This window comes from Amycolatopsis thailandensis (genome assembly GCF_002234405.1).
Taxonomy (GTDB): Bacteria; Actinomycetota; Actinomycetes; order Mycobacteriales; family Pseudonocardiaceae; genus Amycolatopsis; species Amycolatopsis thailandensis.
The window spans coordinates 1-16,519 of the sequence record NZ_NMQT01000174.1; the positions used below are offsets into that span (position 1 = coordinate 1).

Consider the following 16,519-nt stretch of genomic DNA (forward strand, 5'->3'; position numbering starts at 1 on the left):
CGACGACCGGGACACAGTCGATACCCGGCGGCACCTGGAACTGGCCCGTTCGTGGATGGCGCACGCCCACCTGGTCGCCGGTGTCGAGAGTGGCGGTGCCCGATGAGCACCAGCGAGAAGAAGGAGCCCGAGTTCGCGACCACGGCCGCGGTCGCCGGTCTGGCCCGCGAGGTCGAGGGCCTGCGCATGACGATGGAGGCGGTCACGCCACTGCCTCAGCAGGTGGAAGCCCTGCACGAGCTGGTGGAGCCGTTGCCGGAGCAGGTGACGAAGCTGGCGAAGGTCGTCAAGGGCCTGGTGGAACAGCTCAACGAGGAGGAACCGGGCAAGAAGACCCGGCCGTTGTCGTGGCTCGATCTGGCCGACGGCGAGGACGTCGACGGCGCCGACGAGGCGCAGACGGTCCTGACGGAGCTGTCGTTGTGGCTGAGCCGGGTGTATCTGCGCTACCACGGCGCCGAGCTCCCGGAGTGCTGGTGGTGGCACCCCGACGTGGTCGAGGAACTCGTCTGTCTCATGCGTTCCTGGCTCGCCGCCTACGTCGACCGGGACGCCACCGTGGCCCGTGCCGCGGACTGGCATGACCGGTACCGGCCCGGTGTGGTGAAGCGGATCAAGGCGGCGACGGCGAACTGTTCGCTGGAGAACCACCAGGACGGCGGCAGCCTGTTCCTTCCCGGGCCGCGTGTCCCGTCCGGGACGGCGCTCGCGCCGATCGCCGGATGGTGGGGCACCGCCCGCACCGAGACCGCGCCGGAGCCGGACGCCGAAGTCGTGGCCGATGCCCGCGCGGCCGAGGCCGTCCGCCGCCGTAGCGGGGGTGGTCGGCGATGACCGAGTGGATGGATCAGCTGACCCAGGCCGCGACCCGGCTCGCCGCGGAACGGCACCGCGATATCGCGTTCCTGCGCTCCACTGCCGCCGCCGGCGTCACCGACCCGGTGGTGCGGGCGCGGCTGGAACGCGAAGCCGCCGAGGCCGCCGCCACCGCCGACGGCTACGCCGCCCGGGCCGCCGAGCTGGGCGTCGGCAACGAGCCGTGGGAAGAGGCCGAAATCGCGCAGCAGGTCGAGCAAGCCCGCGTGGCCGCGACCCACGATGTCCTCGACGGCCCGGGCGAGACCACGGAGCAGTTGCGGCAGCGGGAGATCGCCGACGCCACGATGCTCTCGTACCTGACCTGGCAGCAGGAAGGCGTTCCGCCGCAGGAGATCGCGTACCGCTTGGAGCGCGTGTCGCCGATCGGCGCGAAGGCCGTCAGCGACTACGAGCGGCTGCTCGCCATCGGCTACGAGCCCGACGAGGCGCGGGCGATCGCCGCAGGCGTCGCCGCCCAGGACCCCATCCCAGCGGACGGCACCGTCGAGGACGATTTCGGTGAGGAGCTGTTCGAGCCGGACGTGCCCGATCAGGTCGTCGATGAGGTCGAGCAGCTGGCGTTCGATCGTGCCTACACGGTCGGTGAGGAAGCGATCGACCTGTTCGAGAACGTCCTGCGCGAGGCCGAGGGCGAGGTCGACGCTCGCGCCGAAACGCTGCGGATGTTCGAGGGCGACAGCCTCACGGTCGCCCAGGCCGCCCTCGACCTCTACACCGCGCACCGCGGCACCGAAGGCGAACCGCCCGACCACGCCGAGCTGGCCGCCACCGTCGCCGCCGAACACGCCATTGCCCAGGATCCGGACGTCGTGCTGATCGACCCGGACGAGCTGATGCCCGCCGGGGAAGCGATGCGGAACTACTTCGTCGCCGAGGACGCGGTGGGCCGCTTCGCGCAGCTGCGCGCCGAGGGCTGGGACGACGACGCGGCCGCGGCCCGCGCGGTCGAGGCCAGCCTCGACGAGACCGGGCTCGCGGTCGCGGCGGTCATGGCCTACCGCCGCCAGCTCGACGCCGGCCAGAGCCACGACGCGGCCCGTTCCACGGCGGTGAGCGACGCGGCCACCGCATTCACCTCACGTATCAGCGCCGAGCAGGCCGACCAGGTCCGCGCCGCGCTCACCCACCCCGCCGACGGCGTCGAGCACGCGTCGGCCCACGACACCGGAGAAGAGTCCACTGTGGATAGCAACGAACCGGGAATCTCTGCGCAGGCTGCGGCCTCCGCTGCCCGTCGGCGCAATGACGAAGAGCTGTACCAGTCGCAGGTCGAACAGCGCTACCAAGCCCTGCTCAGGGACGGGGTCGACATGGTCACCGCGTTGCGGCTGGCGGAGGAAGCCGCCAGCGAACTCTGGCAGGTCGAGCCCTGGTCCGCTGTCATCCCGCGCGGCACCCGTGCCGCGGCCGACACCACCTCCGAGACGGTCAGCGAGTCCACCACGTTCACGTTGTTCTCACCTGGGGACGTGGTCCGGAGCCGGACCACCGGAGAACTCTCGACCGTCACCGACGACGCGGCGACCTGGGACCCGGCGTTCTACGCGCCCGCCGACGAGGTCGAGGCACCCGAGGTCGCCGAGCCAGCACTGGAACCCGGTGGCTGGATCGCGCGGAACCTTCCTGCTCGCGACAACGCGGCGAGCACGGGCGCGCCGGAGATGGATCTGCGGACCGCGATCGAGCTTGTCGCCGAGGACAGCCGTATCGAGTCCGGCAACGAGGGCTTGACCGCCCGCGACGCCACCGTGGCGGCACGGGAACTGGCCGAAGAGGACGTCCACGGCGTGGTCGAGAGCGATGCGACCCGCGCCGCCTATCTCACCGTGATCAACGCGTTCGACGCCGATGTCGACCAGGCCCTCGCGGAGCTGCCGACCGTCCCGTCCAACGACGGTCAGGCGAGTGCGTGGCCGGTCGTGGACCAGGACGAAACCGCCGGCGTCGCCGCCGACGAGACTGTGGCCCGGATCGATCAGGTTCTCGCCGAGGACGCCGACGGTGACGTCTCGGAGGAGGACGCCGAGAAGCAGTACATCGAGCAGCGCCGCGCGTCCCTCCGCGCCGAGCTCGCCGCCGCCGCTGGCGGAATGACCGTCGAGGACGCGCGGGCCATCGTGCGGGAAGCGGACGGGCTCGAAGACCACCTTTCCAGCTGCAGTCAGGACGTGTCCCAATGCAGCACGTGCAGCCAGCACGAACACGAGACCAGTGATTTCTGGACTGTCGACGTTCCCGCGGCACGGCAACGCCTTGCCAACACGCCGCTCGTGGATCGGGTCGCAGAATGCGGGCGCGCGGTCGAGGAAGTCGAGGACGCGGTGCAGCACCACGACCCCGCCGACGAGGACACCGAGCGCGCCGAGCGCTGCGCCCGCTGGAACGCCGACGACGCCGCCGACGAGCGGGCCGACGCCGACACCGAGGGGTGGGGGCAGTGAGCGGGCAGGGAAGCCGGTGGGCGACGGCGGGGTTCTGGCTGCCGGGTCTTGTGGTGGCGATCTGTGCCGCGGTCGCGACCGCGCACGGCTTGTTCGAGGTCGTGGTCGCGTCCGGGGTGCTGGCGAGTATCGCGTGGACGTACCCGGTGATCACCGACGGTCTGGCGATCGTGGCCTATGTGGCGACCTCGCGGCTGTCCGGCGCTGGCCGCCGGTACGCGTGGGCGGTGGTGATCCTCGCGGCCGGGCTGTCCGGTCTGGCGCAGGCGATCTACTTCGTCGGGGGCTTCACCGCGCCGGTCCCGCCAGGACCGAACGGCGAACCGGGATCCGCAGGGAAGCCGACGCCGGAGCTGCTGCGGTTCTGGGTGGGGGCGTGGCCGGCGATCGCGGCGGCGATCGTGGCGCACCTGCTGTTCATGCTCAGCGAGCTCCGCGCCACCCAGAAGCTGTCCACCACAGTGGACACGAGGGCGACTTCGGTCACGGACGCGGACGCCACGGGCGGTGTCACCGCCACACAGTCGTCGAGCGTTCAGTCGCAGTCCGTCCATTCGGACCGTCCGGAGGACGCCACCGTCCAGTCGCTGTCCGTCCAATCCGGGCATGTCCAGCCGGAGCCGTTGGACTCGGCCGCGACCGACGAGCGGTCTGAACGTCCAGGCCTGGCGCCGTCTGCTGTTCACTCGGAGCAGTCCGGGTCGCGCGGCGCGGAGGAGCCGAAACCCGAGCGTCCAGCGCTGGCGCCGTCGTCACCGAAGCGGGACCGAGCGCTGCACGAGGCCCGGAAATACCAGGCGCTCCACGGCAACCTCCCGACCGTCGACCAACTCCACGAAACCGCCCAGGTCTCCCGAGGCACCGCCGGAACCGTCCTCAAAGAACTCCGGGAACAGCCCCACCACCTTCACGTCATCACCAATCACAGCACCACCAAGGCCAACTCATGATCCACAAGTCACCCAGCACCACATCACCACTCAGCAAGCCACCAACGAACACCAAGACACCCATCAGCCACTCACCCAGCAACAACTCACCAACCAAGAAATCAGATGCACACCTATGCATCACGATCTGTCGGGCCGGTGCGCCCTGGCGGGCGCCCGGAACCGCGACCGCCGTTGTTGATCTTCAAAGCCTATTTGTTGATCTTGAAAGGTGGCCGGGATGCTGACGTTGTCGAACGGGTACTCGGTCTCCTACCTCACCGAGGAGGTCGCGAAAGGCCGCGAGAACTACTACACCGACGCGGTCGCCGAGGGCGAGCCGCCGGGCCGCTGGTACGGCGGCGGAGCCGAGAAACTCGGCCTCACGGGACTGGTCGACGAGCAGGACATGCGCGCGGTCTACGAGCAGTTCGTCGACCCCCGGGATGAGTTGTTCAAGGATTCAGCGCGGTGGGCGGAGGCGTCCACTCTCGGCCACACCGGGCGGAACTATCCAACGGCGGACGAGTTGTACGCCGCCGCGTTGGACAAGGAACCCGGGGCGACGGGTGAACGCCGCGAGGAATTGCGGCTGGAGGCGAACAAGTCCGCGCGGAAGAACGTGGCCTTTCTGGACGCCACGTTCAGCGTCCAGAAGTCCGTCACCGTTCTGCACACCGCGTTCGAGGCGCAGCAGGTTCGCGCTGAACAGGCGGCTGGACAACTGAACGACGCGCTCGCCGCCGCCACGGCGGCGGGCGCGTCCCCGGCCGAACTCGCCGAGATCGGACGCCAGCGCGACGACGCCCGCACCGCCGCCGCGTCGTGGCGCGCGCACCGCGACGCGGTCGAGGACGCGATCTGGGCCGGGAACCGCGCTGCACTGGACTACCTGTCCGAGCACGCCGGGTACTCCCGTGTGGGGCATCACGGCGGTGCCGCCGGGAGGTTCATCGACGCCCACGACTTCGTCGTGGCGTCGTTCTTTCAGCACGATTCGCGCAACCACGATCCGCAGCTGCACATCCACAACGCGATCCTCAACCGTGTCGAAGGCGCCGATGGGCAGTGGCGCACGCTGGACGGCCGCGCGCTGTACGCGCACCGGGGCGCCGCGGCGGCGGTGGGGGAGCGCACCACCGAGGAACACCTCGCCAAGGCGCTCGGGATCCGATTCGCCGCACGGCCGGATGGGAAGTCCCGCGAGGTCGTCGGGATCGACCAGCAGGTGATGGATCTGTTCAGCTCCCGCCGCCGCGCGATCACGAAGAAGACCGCCGCCCTGGTCGAGACGTTCGAGGCGCGGTTCGGTCGTGCGCCGAACTCGCTGGAGCTGGACCGCTTGCAGCGGCAGGCCACGTTCGCCACGCGCAAGGCGAAGTCGCACGACGGCGAGACCACCGAGGCGCGCCTGGAGCGCTGGGACCGCGAGCTGCGCGCCGAGGTCGCCGACGGGCTCGCCGGCGTCGCCCGCGACGTCCTCAACCTCGACCACGGCCCGGGCGAAGCCGCCCAGTGGTCACCGGACGACGTGCTCAAGACCGCGTTGGCGGACGTTCAGTCCACCAAGTCGGGTTGGACCGCACCCGACCTGACGCGCGCGATCTCCGACGCGCTGCCCGATCAGCTCGGTCACCTGGACGGCGTCCAGGTGACGCGGCTGCTGGACACGCTCACCGCCGAGGGCGTGAAGCTCGCGACGCCACTGGCCACCGACCGCCCCGGCGTCGCCGTGCTGCCGGACGCGCTGAAGCTCGCGAACGGCGAATCCGCTTACGAGGGACCGGGCCGCCGCCTGTATGCGACGCCGGAGCATGTCCACACCGAACGCGCTCTCGCCGCGGCCACGGCCCGGGGCGGCGCCCCGGCGCTCGATGTGTCCGCAGTGGACGGCTTCGTGTCGGCGCTCGCCGACGCGGGGATGGTGCTGGGCGCGGACCAGGCCGCCGCGGTGCGCGGCGTGCTGACCTCCGGCGCGGCGGTCGAGTCCCTGGTCGGCCCGGCAGGGACCGGGAAGTCTTTTGTGGTCGGCGCGCTCGCGAAAGCCTGGCAGGATAACGACTTGTGGGGCGGGCAGTCCCGCCGCGTCGTGGGGTTGGCGTCGAGCCAGGTCGCCACCGACGTCCTCGCCGGCGAGGGGCTGACCGCGCGGAACATCGCGCGGTGGCTGGGCGTGCAGACGAAGTTGGTCGAGGGCTCGACCCACCCCGAGCACGTCGAATGGGCGTTGAACCCCGGCGACCTGGTCGTGGTCGACGAGTCCGCCATGGCCAACACCGCCGACCTCGCCCAGATTCAGCACCATGTCGAGGCGGCGGGGGCGAAGCTGCTGCTGACCGGGGATCACCGGCAGCTGGCCGCCGTCGGTGCCGGGGGCGGCATGGACCTGATGGCGACCGCCGGGGCCGCGTACGAGCTGACCGAGGTCCGCCGGTTCCGCTCGGAGTGGGAGCGTGCGGCGTCGCTGCGGCTGCGCGACGGGGACGAGACCGTGCTCGGCGACTACCACAAGCAGGGCCGGATCCTCGACGGCGGAACCCGCGAACAGGCCGAGGCCACCGCCGGGAAAGCGTGGCTCGCGGACACCCTGGCGGGGAAGCACTCGATCCTGATCGTGGACACCAACGAGCAGGCCGCACACCTGTCCGCCGAACTGCGCAACGACCTCGTCCGGCTCGGCAAAGTGCAGGAGGCGGGGGTGCCGCTGGGGATGCAGGGCACCTACGCCGGCGTCGGGGACCTGGTCCAGGCCCGCTACAACGGCTGGCACCTCACCGGATTCGACGGCAACCCCGAGGCGCCGATCAACCGCAAGCAGTACCGCGTCCTCGACACCCGAGACGACGGCGGCCTCATCGTCGCCCGCGTCCTCGGGCGAGAGGACGGCGTCGGTGAAGTACTGGGGGAACGCATCACGCTGCCCGGCGCCTACGTGTCCGAGCACGTGGTGCTCGGCTACGCCTCGACCGTCCACAGCGCCCAGGGCCTCACCGTCGACACGTCGCACTCGGTGGTGACCGAGGCGACCGGACAGGAAGCCCTCTACGTCGGGCTCACCCGAGGCCGCGAAGGAAACACCGCGCACGTCACCACAGCGACAGCCTATGAACTGGCGTCCCGGGTCGGCGACGCCGATCAGCCGCACGGTGGGCTGATGGTGCAGGTGGATAGCCCGACCGGCGAGGTGGTCGACGTTGTGCGTAAGTCGCCGCTCGCGGTGCTCGCCGGTGCGTTCGAGGGCGCGGGTCCGCAACGGTCGGCGCTTCAGGAGGCGGCCGAGGCCGCCGCCGACAACGAGGCGATCCGCACCCCGGCGGAGCTTCTCGCCGACGCCACCGAGTTGGCAACCGCCGGACGCACGCAGCGGTGGCTGGACGAGCTGGTGGAGAAGGGGAAGCTGACGGAGAACCAGCGCGCGAGGATCGCCGCCGAGGACGGCGGCCCCACTCTCGCGCGGCTGCTGCGCCGGGCGGAGCTCGCCGGGCACGACCCGCGCGACGTTCTCGACGACGCCGTCACGGCCAGGACGCTGTCCGGGTCGCGGCAGCTGACGAACGTGATCCACCACCGCATCACCGACACCGTCACTCTCGACCCTGTCGGCGACTCCTACGCCGACTGGCTGCCCAAGGTCGACGACCCCCAATGGGCGACCTACCTGCGCACGCTGGCCGACACCGCAGACCAGCGACGTCAGCTGCTGGGCGATGAGCAGGCGAAGAAGCCGGAGCAGTGGGCGATTGAGGCGTTCGGCCCGGTTCCGGACACCGTGGATGAGCGAGACGCGTGGATCGAGAAGGTAGGCGCGGTCGCGGCTCACCGTGAGCTGACCGGACACGACGACCCTGAGACAGCATTGGGCGCGGCGCCGAAGTCCGGGCAGGTCGAGGCGTACGCGTCGTGGCGCTCCGCCTGGCGCGTCCTCGGACGCCCGGAGTCCGGGCGGGACGAGCTGGAGATGTCGGACGGTCAGTTGCTGGTCCGGATGCGGGCGTGGGAGCGGGAGAAGGCGTGGGGGCCGGAGTTCGTCGGCCAGGAACTCGCCGGAACCCACCAGGCCCTCGACGCCCGCCGCCGGGACGCCGCGATGCGCCGCGCCGAGGCCGACGCCGTCGCTGACGAGGCCGAGCGGGAACGGATGCTCCAGGAAGCCGCCGAGGCCGACGCGCTCGCCGACACCCTCGCCGCCCGCGCGGCGGAGCTGGAAGGCGCCGACGAGGCGCGGGCGCTGTGGTACGCCCACACCGCCGAAACCCGCGCCGCCGCCGACCGTGCCAGTGCGGAGATCTCCGCCCGCAACCTCGACACCACACCCGTCCCGCTGGTGACCTCGGACGAGTGGCTTCAGGCCCACCGGGAGCACATGGCCACCGAGGACGTCCACCGCGAGGTCACCGCCGACCACGACCTCACCGACGTGGCCCGGCAGCGCGCCGACGACGTCGACACCGCCACCGCGGCCGACGCCCCGGACGGCGAGGAGGTGGCCGAGGTCGAGGTGGCCGACGTCCGCGAGGTCGCGGCCGCCGAGGACCCTGTCGTCGAGTCCGACGAGGTCCGGGTCCCCTCAGCCGAGGAAACAGCCGGATCGGTCGAACTGGCACAGCGCGCCTTGAAGGAGATCGCCGCTCGCCAGGCCGCCGAGGAACAGCACGTCGCAGAGGAGGCTCAAGCAGCGGAGCTGTACCGCCGCAACAGCGACGACGCGGCCGAGCTGGCCGACGCCGACGGCGCGGTGGTCGAGCGGTGAGCAGGTCAGCTCTGGGAGTGGGCGGGAACGTCGAGCGGCGGAACGCCGCTGCGGCGCCACGCCCACTCCAGGGTGGCCACGACCGAGTCGAGCCATCCGGGGCGGCTTTCGAGGTACTGGGGAACCGGCCGGCGCCACAGCAGCCGCTCGGCCGCGAGTGTCTCGGCTTCGATGGTTTCCTCGTGTGCCAGCCCGAAACGACGGGTGACCGGTGCGTCGGCGAGCCGGGGTTTCTGGTTGACGCGGCGCACGGTGGCGCAGGCGAGCCAACGACAGGTCTGCGCGACACCGAAGTAGGCCCAGTTCTTCGGATCGGCGTCGAGCGCGCGTTCCGCGGTCAGCCACAGGCTCGCGAACTCCACGACCGGCACCCGCACGTTGCCACGGGGGATCCGGTCGAAGTCGCGTCCGGTCAGCTCCATGGAATCCATGGTGACACGAGGTACCGACAGGAACCGTCCACCGACCGGGGCAATCCGCCGGCGTCGGTGCACGTTCATCAATAACCGCCCTCTGCGGGCGGAACAAGGTCCGCGCAAGCGCGGCCTGTGTTTTTGAGCTTCGCAGCCCGGCTTAGCACGGCCCCAACCTCACGGTAAAGGGGCGCATTCCAAAAACTTTTCGAGCGCGAAAAGCGTGCGCTCAAAAACTTTTCGGCCTGACCCCTTGACCGCGAGCCTCTGGGGCCGCGCGGTGCGCCTCAAAGGGGCAGCGGCAAGCCGACGCCCCGCCCTACGGGCAGCGAAGAACGACCGGACCAGCAAGCAGCGCACAGATTTCAGCACCCGACCGCCAGAAAGGGAAACCGCAATGGATCTCACTACCGCGATCGACATGGTTCTCGCCCACTCGCGCGAAGAGGACCCCGACCAGGAACTGACCGACCGCGAAATCCTCGCGGAAATCCGTGGCTTCGACCACGCGGAAATCGACAGCTGGATCGAGTCCGAGGTCCTTGAGCCCGGCGAACGAGAGACCGCCTACCGCGCCGTGCTCGACGCCTCCGACGACGAGATCACCGCCAGCCGCACCACGCGCACCGCCACCCGCACCGAGACCGACGAGGACACCGACTGCCTCTGAGCCACACCCGGGATGCGGGGCCACGCCGGTCCCGCATCCCCACCGCAGACAAAGGGGATCGTCATGGCAGCACAGGGAAAGAACAACCAGGAAGCTGGCGAGCTCGCGATGACGGGCGAGCAGTGGCAGCAGGCCAAGACGCAGATCGCGGACTACCTCGACCAGGTGCTCAACGGCGAGGCGTGGGCGCAGACCGGTGCCGAAGCCGCCGACGTCATCACCGAAATCCTCCGCCAGGAGGCCAGGGCATGAGCTGCACGCATTGGAGCTTCTTCGTCCTCGCCGGTCTGGCCACGTGCCTGGACTGCGGCCACCAGTGGCACATCTGAGAAGGGAACCCAACTCCATGTCGCAGTACCTCGACAAGGCCGCCGAGCTCATCGCCAAGGCCGCCACCAATAACGAACACCACAACGGCCCGGCTGCCTTGTGGCCCAAGCCCGACGCGTACCGGCAAACCGCGATCCAGCTCGCCGACGCCTATGCCGCACTTGCCGCGATCGAACACGGCGTGCTCCCGACCGCCCTCGTGCAGCGCGTCCTCGACGCCATCCCCTCCGACGTCAACCACTCCTGCTGACCAGCGACCACAAAGGACTGACCATGACCGAACAGCAGCCCGCCTACGTTCCGCTCCCGGCGTTCTCCACCAGCTTCGAGGGCTGGACCCCCAACCCGGAGGACCTGGAGCAGTGGGCCAACAGTGTCCGCGTGGAGGTCGTCGAGGGGTATGACCCGACCTTCACCAGCGAGGTCACCGATGGGGACATGGAGTTCGCCGACTACGGCGAAGCGCGCCAGCTCGTCGAGATCGACACGAACTACAAGCCCACCCGCGACAGCGAACACGCCGTGCGGCTGACCCGTAGCGACGCCGTCAAGCTCGCCGCCGCGTTGCTCGAAGCCGTCGAAGACACCTTCCACTACTCCCGCTGCGGACGGCTCCGCCCCTCCGAGGCGAAGGACCTCCTTGACACGATCCGCGACACCGAGCACCAGCTCGCCGAGCTCCGCGACCACGCTCTGAACGACCTGTTCGTCGGTACTGGCCTGATGGAAGACCCGGTCGTCGCCGCCGAGGAGAACCAGCGATGACGAACCCGCCCGCCGAACTCGTGTGGACCGATGAGCAAGGTCTCTACCTGACCGAACACGACTACACCGTCTGGGCACTGGCGGCCCACAGCGTCCACCGCGGCAAAAGCGGCTGGTCCAGCACCGACGAATGGCACCTCCACCGGGCCTACCCCGATCCCGACAACGTGGGCTGGACGGCCGGGACGCTCCCGCTCGACCACGGCCGCTGGATCGCGGGCCCTGGGCGCCGGAACCTGGCTCGTGCGAAGCGGATCGCGGCGTGGATCATCGCCAACCCCGGCGCCGCCGACCGGATGATGCACCACGAGATCGTGCAGGCCGCTGGGGAGGAGGCATGAGCCGCACGGCCACGCACCGTCCTGCGAAGCGACGCCGGCGTTCCCGCCACGACGACCCGGTCGCGGTCGAGCTGTTCTCCGGGTTCGGCGGTTTGACGCAGGGGATCAAGCTGGCCGGGTTCGAGACGATCATGGCCGCGAACCACAACGAGTTCAAGGTCGAGGTGCACGAGGCGAACCACCCGGAGGCCGAGCACTGGATCGCGGACCTGGTCGACCCGGAGTCGGGGGACTACCACGACGCCCGCGACCTCCCGGCCGGTGACCTTCTCTCCGCCGGGGTGAGCTGCGTGAACCACTCGATCGCCAACACGGTCAAGGCGTACGAGCAGGGTCTGACGTTGTTCTCCATGACCGATCCGGAGTTCGAGGAGCGCGTAACCCGGTCGGAGCGGGATCGCGCGACGGCGAACTGCGTGCTGCACTACGCCGCCGTGCACCACCCCCGGCTGATCCTGGTCGAGTGCACGACCGAGCTGACGTCGTGGGGACCGGCGATCCCGGGAAAGCCGAAGGTGGGCGACGGCACCACCTACAAGTGGTGGCTCAAGCAGTTCGACACGCTCGGCTACGACCACAAGGTCATGTACTTGAACAGCATGTTCTTCGGGGTGCCGCAGTCCCGGGACCGCTACTACGCCGCGTTCTGGGACAAGACCCTCCCCGCGCCGGACCTGGAGCACCGTCCCGAGTCGTGGTGCGCGCGGTGCGACACGACCGTCGAAGCGGTGTGGTCCTGGAAGACCGGGGTCCCGCCCACCGGGTCCGTGCGCTACGGCAAGCAGTACAACTACCGGTGTCCGCGCTGCCGGGCCGAGGTGTTCCCGCCGATGACGCCGTCGATCGAAGCGCTCGACCTGACCAACCTCGGGACCCGCATCGGGGACAAGCCGGTCAAGAAGCAGCGGGACGGGTCGGTCGGGCCGCTCGCCGCGGCGACGATGGCCCGCGCGGAACGCTGCCGCCAGCGCTTCGCCGACTTCCCCGCCGTCCTGATGCCCGCGAAAGCCGTCCACGGCACGGAGAAGCACCCGTGGCAGCCGATGGCGACCCAGACCAGCCAGCAGGAAACCGCGATCCTCTCGACGGGCGCGCTCATGGTCGCCGCCGGCAACACGTTCGAGCGGCCGGGCTCCGACTGCCGCACCCGGGACCTGGGGCAGCCGCTGTGGGCGCAGACCGCGACCAACGGAACCGGTGTCCTCACGCCACCGGTCGCGGTCGCGACCGGGTCGGTGATCGCCGCGCACCGCCACAACGGCGACGGCCAGCACATCACCCGGCCGATGGACACCATGACCTCCACCCATGAGAAGGCGATGCTGCTCGCGATCGCGAACTTCCAGGGCGCACCCCGTGGCGCAGACGTGCCGTTGCCGACGCAGGCGGGGTCGGAGACGCTCGGCATGGTGTCGGCCGGGATCGTGCCGTTCCGGCAGAACACGATCCCCACCACGCACGCCGAGTCCATGCCCACCGTCACCTCCGACCAGATCCCCGGCCTGCTCACCGCCGCAGGAGCCACCCAGCTGGCCGCCGAATGGCGCGCCACGCTCGCCGAGCTCACCCTCGACGACTGCTACTTCCGGATGCTCGGCAAACACGAGATCGGCCGCGGCTGCGGCTTCGACGTCGACTTCCCCGGCTACCAGGGCACGTTCGTCGTCTGGGGCACCGCCCGCGCCCAGACCGACGGATTCGGCAACGCGGTCTCCCCGGCCGTCGGCGCATGGATCGGCGCCCGGCTGCGCGCAGTCCTCGACACCCCCGAAGCGATCGCCTGACCGGCGGATGCCGAGATGTAGATGGACCCCGTCGTCACGACGGGGTCCATCTACGTTTGAGCTGTTCCGTCAGGGTTTGCCGAGGCGGACCAGGCCGAGGTCACCTGTGGCGTTCAGAAGCCACAGTCCGCCCGCAACGACGGTGAGCAGCCGGATCGTGGCCGGCCAGGAGTCGAGGATCCGTCCGGCGAGCTGGAGCAGGGTTCGCCGTTCGGCGCCTGTCTCCTCACGTTCACAGCTCGTGCGCAACTTGCGGCGGTGGCCGGGATCGGCCTGCGGCTCAGCCCGCAATCAACGGAACCACGATCCCCGCAGCGAGGGCTAGGATCGCGACGATCAACGACAGGATGGCGATGGTGATCGCCGTTTTCGCGTGGCTTCGGGAGTCCTTAGCGACCTGTAGGTTTTCCTTCTCCCGCTCAACCCGCTCTGCCTCAAGCTGGTCTTGTCGCTCACGTTCCTGCTGCTGGGCTTCGTAGATAACGTCCATCTGCACCCGCTGGGCCTCGCGGATCGCCTCGAGTTGCGCCGTCCGGCTCGCCTCAGCGTCTCGGAAGGACTTCACGAAGGAGAGATCCTCTACGGGGGGCACGGAGAGCTTCGGAAGCCTCCCTGTCGCGAGGTCGGTGATGCTCTTCGCGGTCTCTTGCAACGGCTTAGTGACCTGATCGAGAAGGCCAGAGATAGCTTTCTGCGCCCGGTCGGCGGCCTCTTCCGATGACAGGTCGCCTTGCTCCGCAGCACGCTTCCTGATCTCGTCGATGTGGACCGGCTTCGGCTTACCGTCGTCGTTCGTGGGCTGGTCGACCATAGTGTCCTCCCGCTGCTCAACGTGAGAGTAGCCAACAAGCAGTCCCTGAGCATGAAACCCAGCCAGCGCGCTAGAGGCAGTCGCACCCGAGGTGCATCGTCGGCAGGCTGAGACTTGTCACGCGGCCCGCGACGTACGTCTCGCTTCCTGCTCCTATCTGCAAATTGTGAAACACGAGAGAATGCTGCGAAATAAGCGATAAATTGAACTGAATATTTCTCCGCTCAATCCCGATGATTTGAAGTACGGTTGGTTTCATTGGAACCGTCGCCACCGTGAACGGGTCATGCAAGGGAGGAAAATTGAGCTCACCTGAAAACGCGAAAGCGCCCCGGGAAATGCTGACCGTCGAGCAGGCGGCCGACCGACTCTCCGTCAGTCGTACCACCATGTTCGCGCTGCTCAGGGACGAAGTCGTCCCGAGTGTGCTCGTCGGACGCTATCGACGTATCCCGGCTGATGAGTTGGCCGCCTACGTCGAGAGCCTTTCTGCTCCGGAAGGAGGCTGATCATGCCGCGCAAGAAGCGACTGGAGGGCACGCGCGCACCTAATGGAGCCAGCAGCATTTACCTGGGAAAGGACGGGAAATGGCATGGTCGCGTCACTATGGGTGTGCTCGATAACGGAAAGCCGGACCGGCGACATGTCGAGCGGGCGACCGAGGCCGAGGTGACCAGCAAGGTGCGCGAGCTGGAGCGCCTACGCGACAGCGGCAAAGCGCCCAAAGCTGGATCGCAAACCTGGACCGTCGAGAAGTGGCTGACTCATTGGGTCGAGACGATCGCAGCGCCATCCGTTCGCGAGAACACGCTGGCCGGCTATCGGACGGCGGTCTACAAACATCTCATTCCCGGGCTTGGCGCACATCGGCTCCGCAAGCTGGAGCCTGAACACCTCGAAAAGCTGTACGTGAAGTTGGCCGACCGCGGCGCGAAGCCCGGAACGGTGCACCAGGTGCACCGCACGGCGAAGACGGCGTTCAACGTCGCCCTGGAGCGCGGTCGGCTGGACACGAATCCGGCGAAGCTGGCGAAGTCGCCCCGCCTCGACGAGGACGAGATCGTCCCGCTGACTGCGGTTGAGGCGAAGCGGGTCCTGGCCGCTGCCCGCTGCCGGCGTAATGGAGCGCGGTTCGTGATCGCTCTCGCGCTCGGCCTTCGGCGGGGCGAGGCGCTCGGCCTGAAGTGGTCACGGATCGACCTCGACGCCGGTCTGCTGCGGACACCCCGCCAGCTTCAACGGCACAAGTGGAAGCACGGATGCGAAGACCCCCACCGATGCGGCGAACGGCTCCACAAGGTCAAGCCCTGCGCCGACGCGTGCACCAGACACGCGCAGTGTCCGCCGGTGTGCCCGGAAGGCTGTGCGCGGCACGCGAGTTCGTGCCCGAAGCGTCACGGCGGAGGTCTCCGCGAAGTCGACGTGAAATCGAAGGCCGGACGCCGCACAGTCGGCATCCCCAAGCCGCTACTGGAGTTGCTGCGCGCTCATAGGGCCGCACAGGACGAGGAGCGGGAGTTCGCCGGCACCGAGTGGCAGGAGGGCGGCTGGGTGTTCGCTCAGCCGACCGGCCGCCCGCTCGATCCTCGCGCCGACCATGACGAATGGAAGGCGTTGCTGGCCGAGGCGGAGGTGCGCGACGCCCGGCTGCACGACGCGCGGCATACCGCAGCCACCATGCTTCTGGTCCTCAAGGTCCCGCTGCCCGCGATCATGGAGATCATGGGCTGGGGAGACGCGGCGGTAGCGAAACGCTACGTGCACGTGCCTGACGAGGTCGTCTCCGAGATCGCCGGACAGGTTGGTGACTTCCTGTGGGGCGACACGGCAAGGCCGCAAAGTCCGCCACCGTCTACCGACGCTTCACTGATCAATCAGCTTCAGCGCCTGCTCGACGCTGCCAAGGCGTCAGATGCCCCCGATGACGAGGATCCGCCCGCGCTTCGAGTGGTGAGCTGAACGTGTATAACGCCTTGTACTGAGACGGAAATTGAGACGGCGGGACTCGCGCATTTGCGCTGGTCCCGCCGTTTTTGCTGGTGGTCGTGTCGACCGAAGTCGGGATGACAGGATTTGAACCTGCGACCCTCCGCTCCCAAAGCGGATGCGCTACCAAGCTGCGCCACATCCCGGCACTCCCCGATCTTCCCGGGGGGTGTGCGCACAGCCTAGCGGGTCACGCTAAGCTGTTTTCGCACCCGGTACTTCGGGGGCACGCGGGTGTAGCTCAATGGTAGAGCCCTAGTCTTCCAAACTAGCTACGCGGGTTCGATTCCCGTCACCCGCTCCACCGCTTCGAACGAGACCCGTAGGCCTTCTGGCCTGCGGGTTCTTTCGTATCCGGGTGAGTCCAGGCTCGGTCCGTGAAGGCCTCCTTCCCTACCCTCAAGGTAGGGAAGGAGGCC

15 protein-coding genes and 2 tRNA genes are annotated in these 16,519 nt (G+C 69.0%); 13 read left to right on the forward strand and 4 right to left on the reverse strand.

The window, feature by feature from the left end; translation table 11 throughout:
* Positions 1-102: 102 nt before the first annotated feature.
* The 4 genes from CFP71_RS39500 (at position 103) to mobF (ending at position 8,999) form a co-directional block, all read left to right on the forward strand.
* A complete protein-coding gene (locus CFP71_RS39500) occupies positions 103-834 on the forward strand; it encodes a hypothetical protein (protein ID WP_093939003.1) in 732 nt (243 codons plus the stop codon).
* Positions 831-3,320, forward strand: a complete 2,490-nt coding sequence (locus tag CFP71_RS39505) for a hypothetical protein (RefSeq protein ID WP_093939004.1) — start codon at positions 831-833, stop codon at positions 3,318-3,320. Before CFP71_RS39500 ends, CFP71_RS39505 begins: the two co-directional genes overlap by 4 nt.
* The gene (locus tag CFP71_RS39510) at positions 3,317-4,270 is read left to right on the forward strand and encodes a DUF2637 domain-containing protein (RefSeq protein ID WP_093939005.1); all 954 of its coding nucleotides are present in this window, start codon (positions 3,317-3,319) and stop codon (positions 4,268-4,270) included. The genes CFP71_RS39505 and CFP71_RS39510 overlap by 4 nt, the downstream gene beginning before the upstream one ends.
* A gap of 220 nt (positions 4,271-4,490) precedes the next feature.
* On the forward strand, positions 4,491-8,999 hold the full coding sequence (gene mobF, locus CFP71_RS39515; protein WP_093939006.1) for a MobF family relaxase: 4,509 nt from the start codon (positions 4,491-4,493) through the stop codon (positions 8,997-8,999).
* Between the two features lie 5 nt (positions 9,000-9,004).
* Here the strand turns inward: mobF and CFP71_RS39520 are convergent, their stop codons facing one another.
* Positions 9,005-9,421, reverse strand: coding sequence for a hypothetical protein (locus CFP71_RS39520; RefSeq protein ID WP_143267249.1), 417 nt, complete (start codon positions 9,419-9,421; stop codon positions 9,005-9,007).
* A 388-nt stretch (positions 9,422-9,809) separates the two neighbouring features.
* Between CFP71_RS39520 and CFP71_RS39525 the strand changes: the two genes are divergently transcribed.
* The 6 genes from CFP71_RS39525 (at position 9,810) to CFP71_RS39545 (ending at position 13,302) form a co-directional block, all read left to right on the forward strand.
* A complete protein-coding gene (locus CFP71_RS39525; RefSeq protein WP_093939008.1) occupies positions 9,810-10,082 on the forward strand; it encodes a hypothetical protein in 273 nt (90 codons plus the stop codon).
* 63 nt (positions 10,083-10,145) lie between these two features.
* Positions 10,146-10,334, forward strand: a complete 189-nt coding sequence (locus CFP71_RS43880; RefSeq protein ID WP_143267250.1) for a hypothetical protein — start codon at positions 10,146-10,148, stop codon at positions 10,332-10,334.
* A gap of 94 nt (positions 10,335-10,428) precedes the next feature.
* Positions 10,429-10,662 (forward strand): hypothetical protein, encoded by a 234-nt coding sequence (locus CFP71_RS39530; RefSeq protein WP_093939009.1) that lies wholly within the window; start codon positions 10,429-10,431, stop codon positions 10,660-10,662.
* 23 nt (positions 10,663-10,685) lie between these two features.
* Complete coding sequence (locus CFP71_RS39535) at positions 10,686-11,177, forward strand: hypothetical protein (protein WP_093939010.1); 492 nt, start codon at positions 10,686-10,688, stop codon at positions 11,175-11,177.
* Positions 11,174-11,518 carry a hypothetical protein gene (locus CFP71_RS39540; protein ID WP_093939011.1) on the forward strand — a complete coding sequence of 115 codons (345 nt, stop codon included), beginning with the start codon at positions 11,174-11,176 and terminating at the stop codon, positions 11,516-11,518. The genes CFP71_RS39535 and CFP71_RS39540 overlap by 4 nt, the downstream gene beginning before the upstream one ends.
* Positions 11,515-13,302, forward strand: coding sequence for a DNA cytosine methyltransferase (locus CFP71_RS39545; protein ID WP_093939012.1), 1,788 nt, complete (start codon positions 11,515-11,517; stop codon positions 13,300-13,302). Before CFP71_RS39540 ends, CFP71_RS39545 begins: the two co-directional genes overlap by 4 nt.
* A 69-nt stretch (positions 13,303-13,371) precedes the next feature.
* Here CFP71_RS39545 and CFP71_RS39550 read toward each other — a convergent pair whose 3' ends face one another.
* Entirely contained in the window at positions 13,372-13,593 is a 222-nt protein-coding gene (locus CFP71_RS39550; RefSeq protein WP_093939013.1) for a hypothetical protein, read from the reverse strand.
* Positions 13,583-14,113, reverse strand: coding sequence for a hypothetical protein (locus tag CFP71_RS39555; RefSeq protein ID WP_093939014.1), 531 nt, complete (start codon positions 14,111-14,113; stop codon positions 13,583-13,585). The genes CFP71_RS39550 and CFP71_RS39555 overlap by 11 nt, the downstream gene beginning before the upstream one ends.
* A 302-nt stretch (positions 14,114-14,415) precedes the next feature.
* Here CFP71_RS39555 and CFP71_RS39560 point away from each other — a divergent pair, with 302 nt between their 5' ends.
* Both CFP71_RS39560 and CFP71_RS39565 read left to right on the forward strand, forming a co-directional pair.
* On the forward strand, positions 14,416-14,622 hold the full coding sequence (locus tag CFP71_RS39560; protein WP_244200007.1) for an excisionase family DNA-binding protein: 207 nt from the start codon (positions 14,416-14,418) through the stop codon (positions 14,620-14,622).
* Positions 14,623-14,624: 2 nt separating this feature from the next.
* Positions 14,625-16,073, forward strand: coding sequence for a tyrosine-type recombinase/integrase (locus CFP71_RS39565; protein ID WP_093939016.1), 1,449 nt, complete (start codon positions 14,625-14,627; stop codon positions 16,071-16,073).
* Between the two features lie 99 nt (positions 16,074-16,172).
* Here CFP71_RS39565 and CFP71_RS39570 read toward each other — a convergent pair.
* Positions 16,173-16,246 (reverse strand) — tRNA-Pro (locus CFP71_RS39570).
* 84 nt (positions 16,247-16,330) lie between these two features.
* Between CFP71_RS39570 and CFP71_RS39575 the strand changes: the two genes are divergently transcribed.
* Positions 16,331-16,404: transfer RNA gene (locus CFP71_RS39575), tRNA-Gly, on the forward strand.
* Positions 16,405-16,519: the final 115 nt, after the last annotated feature.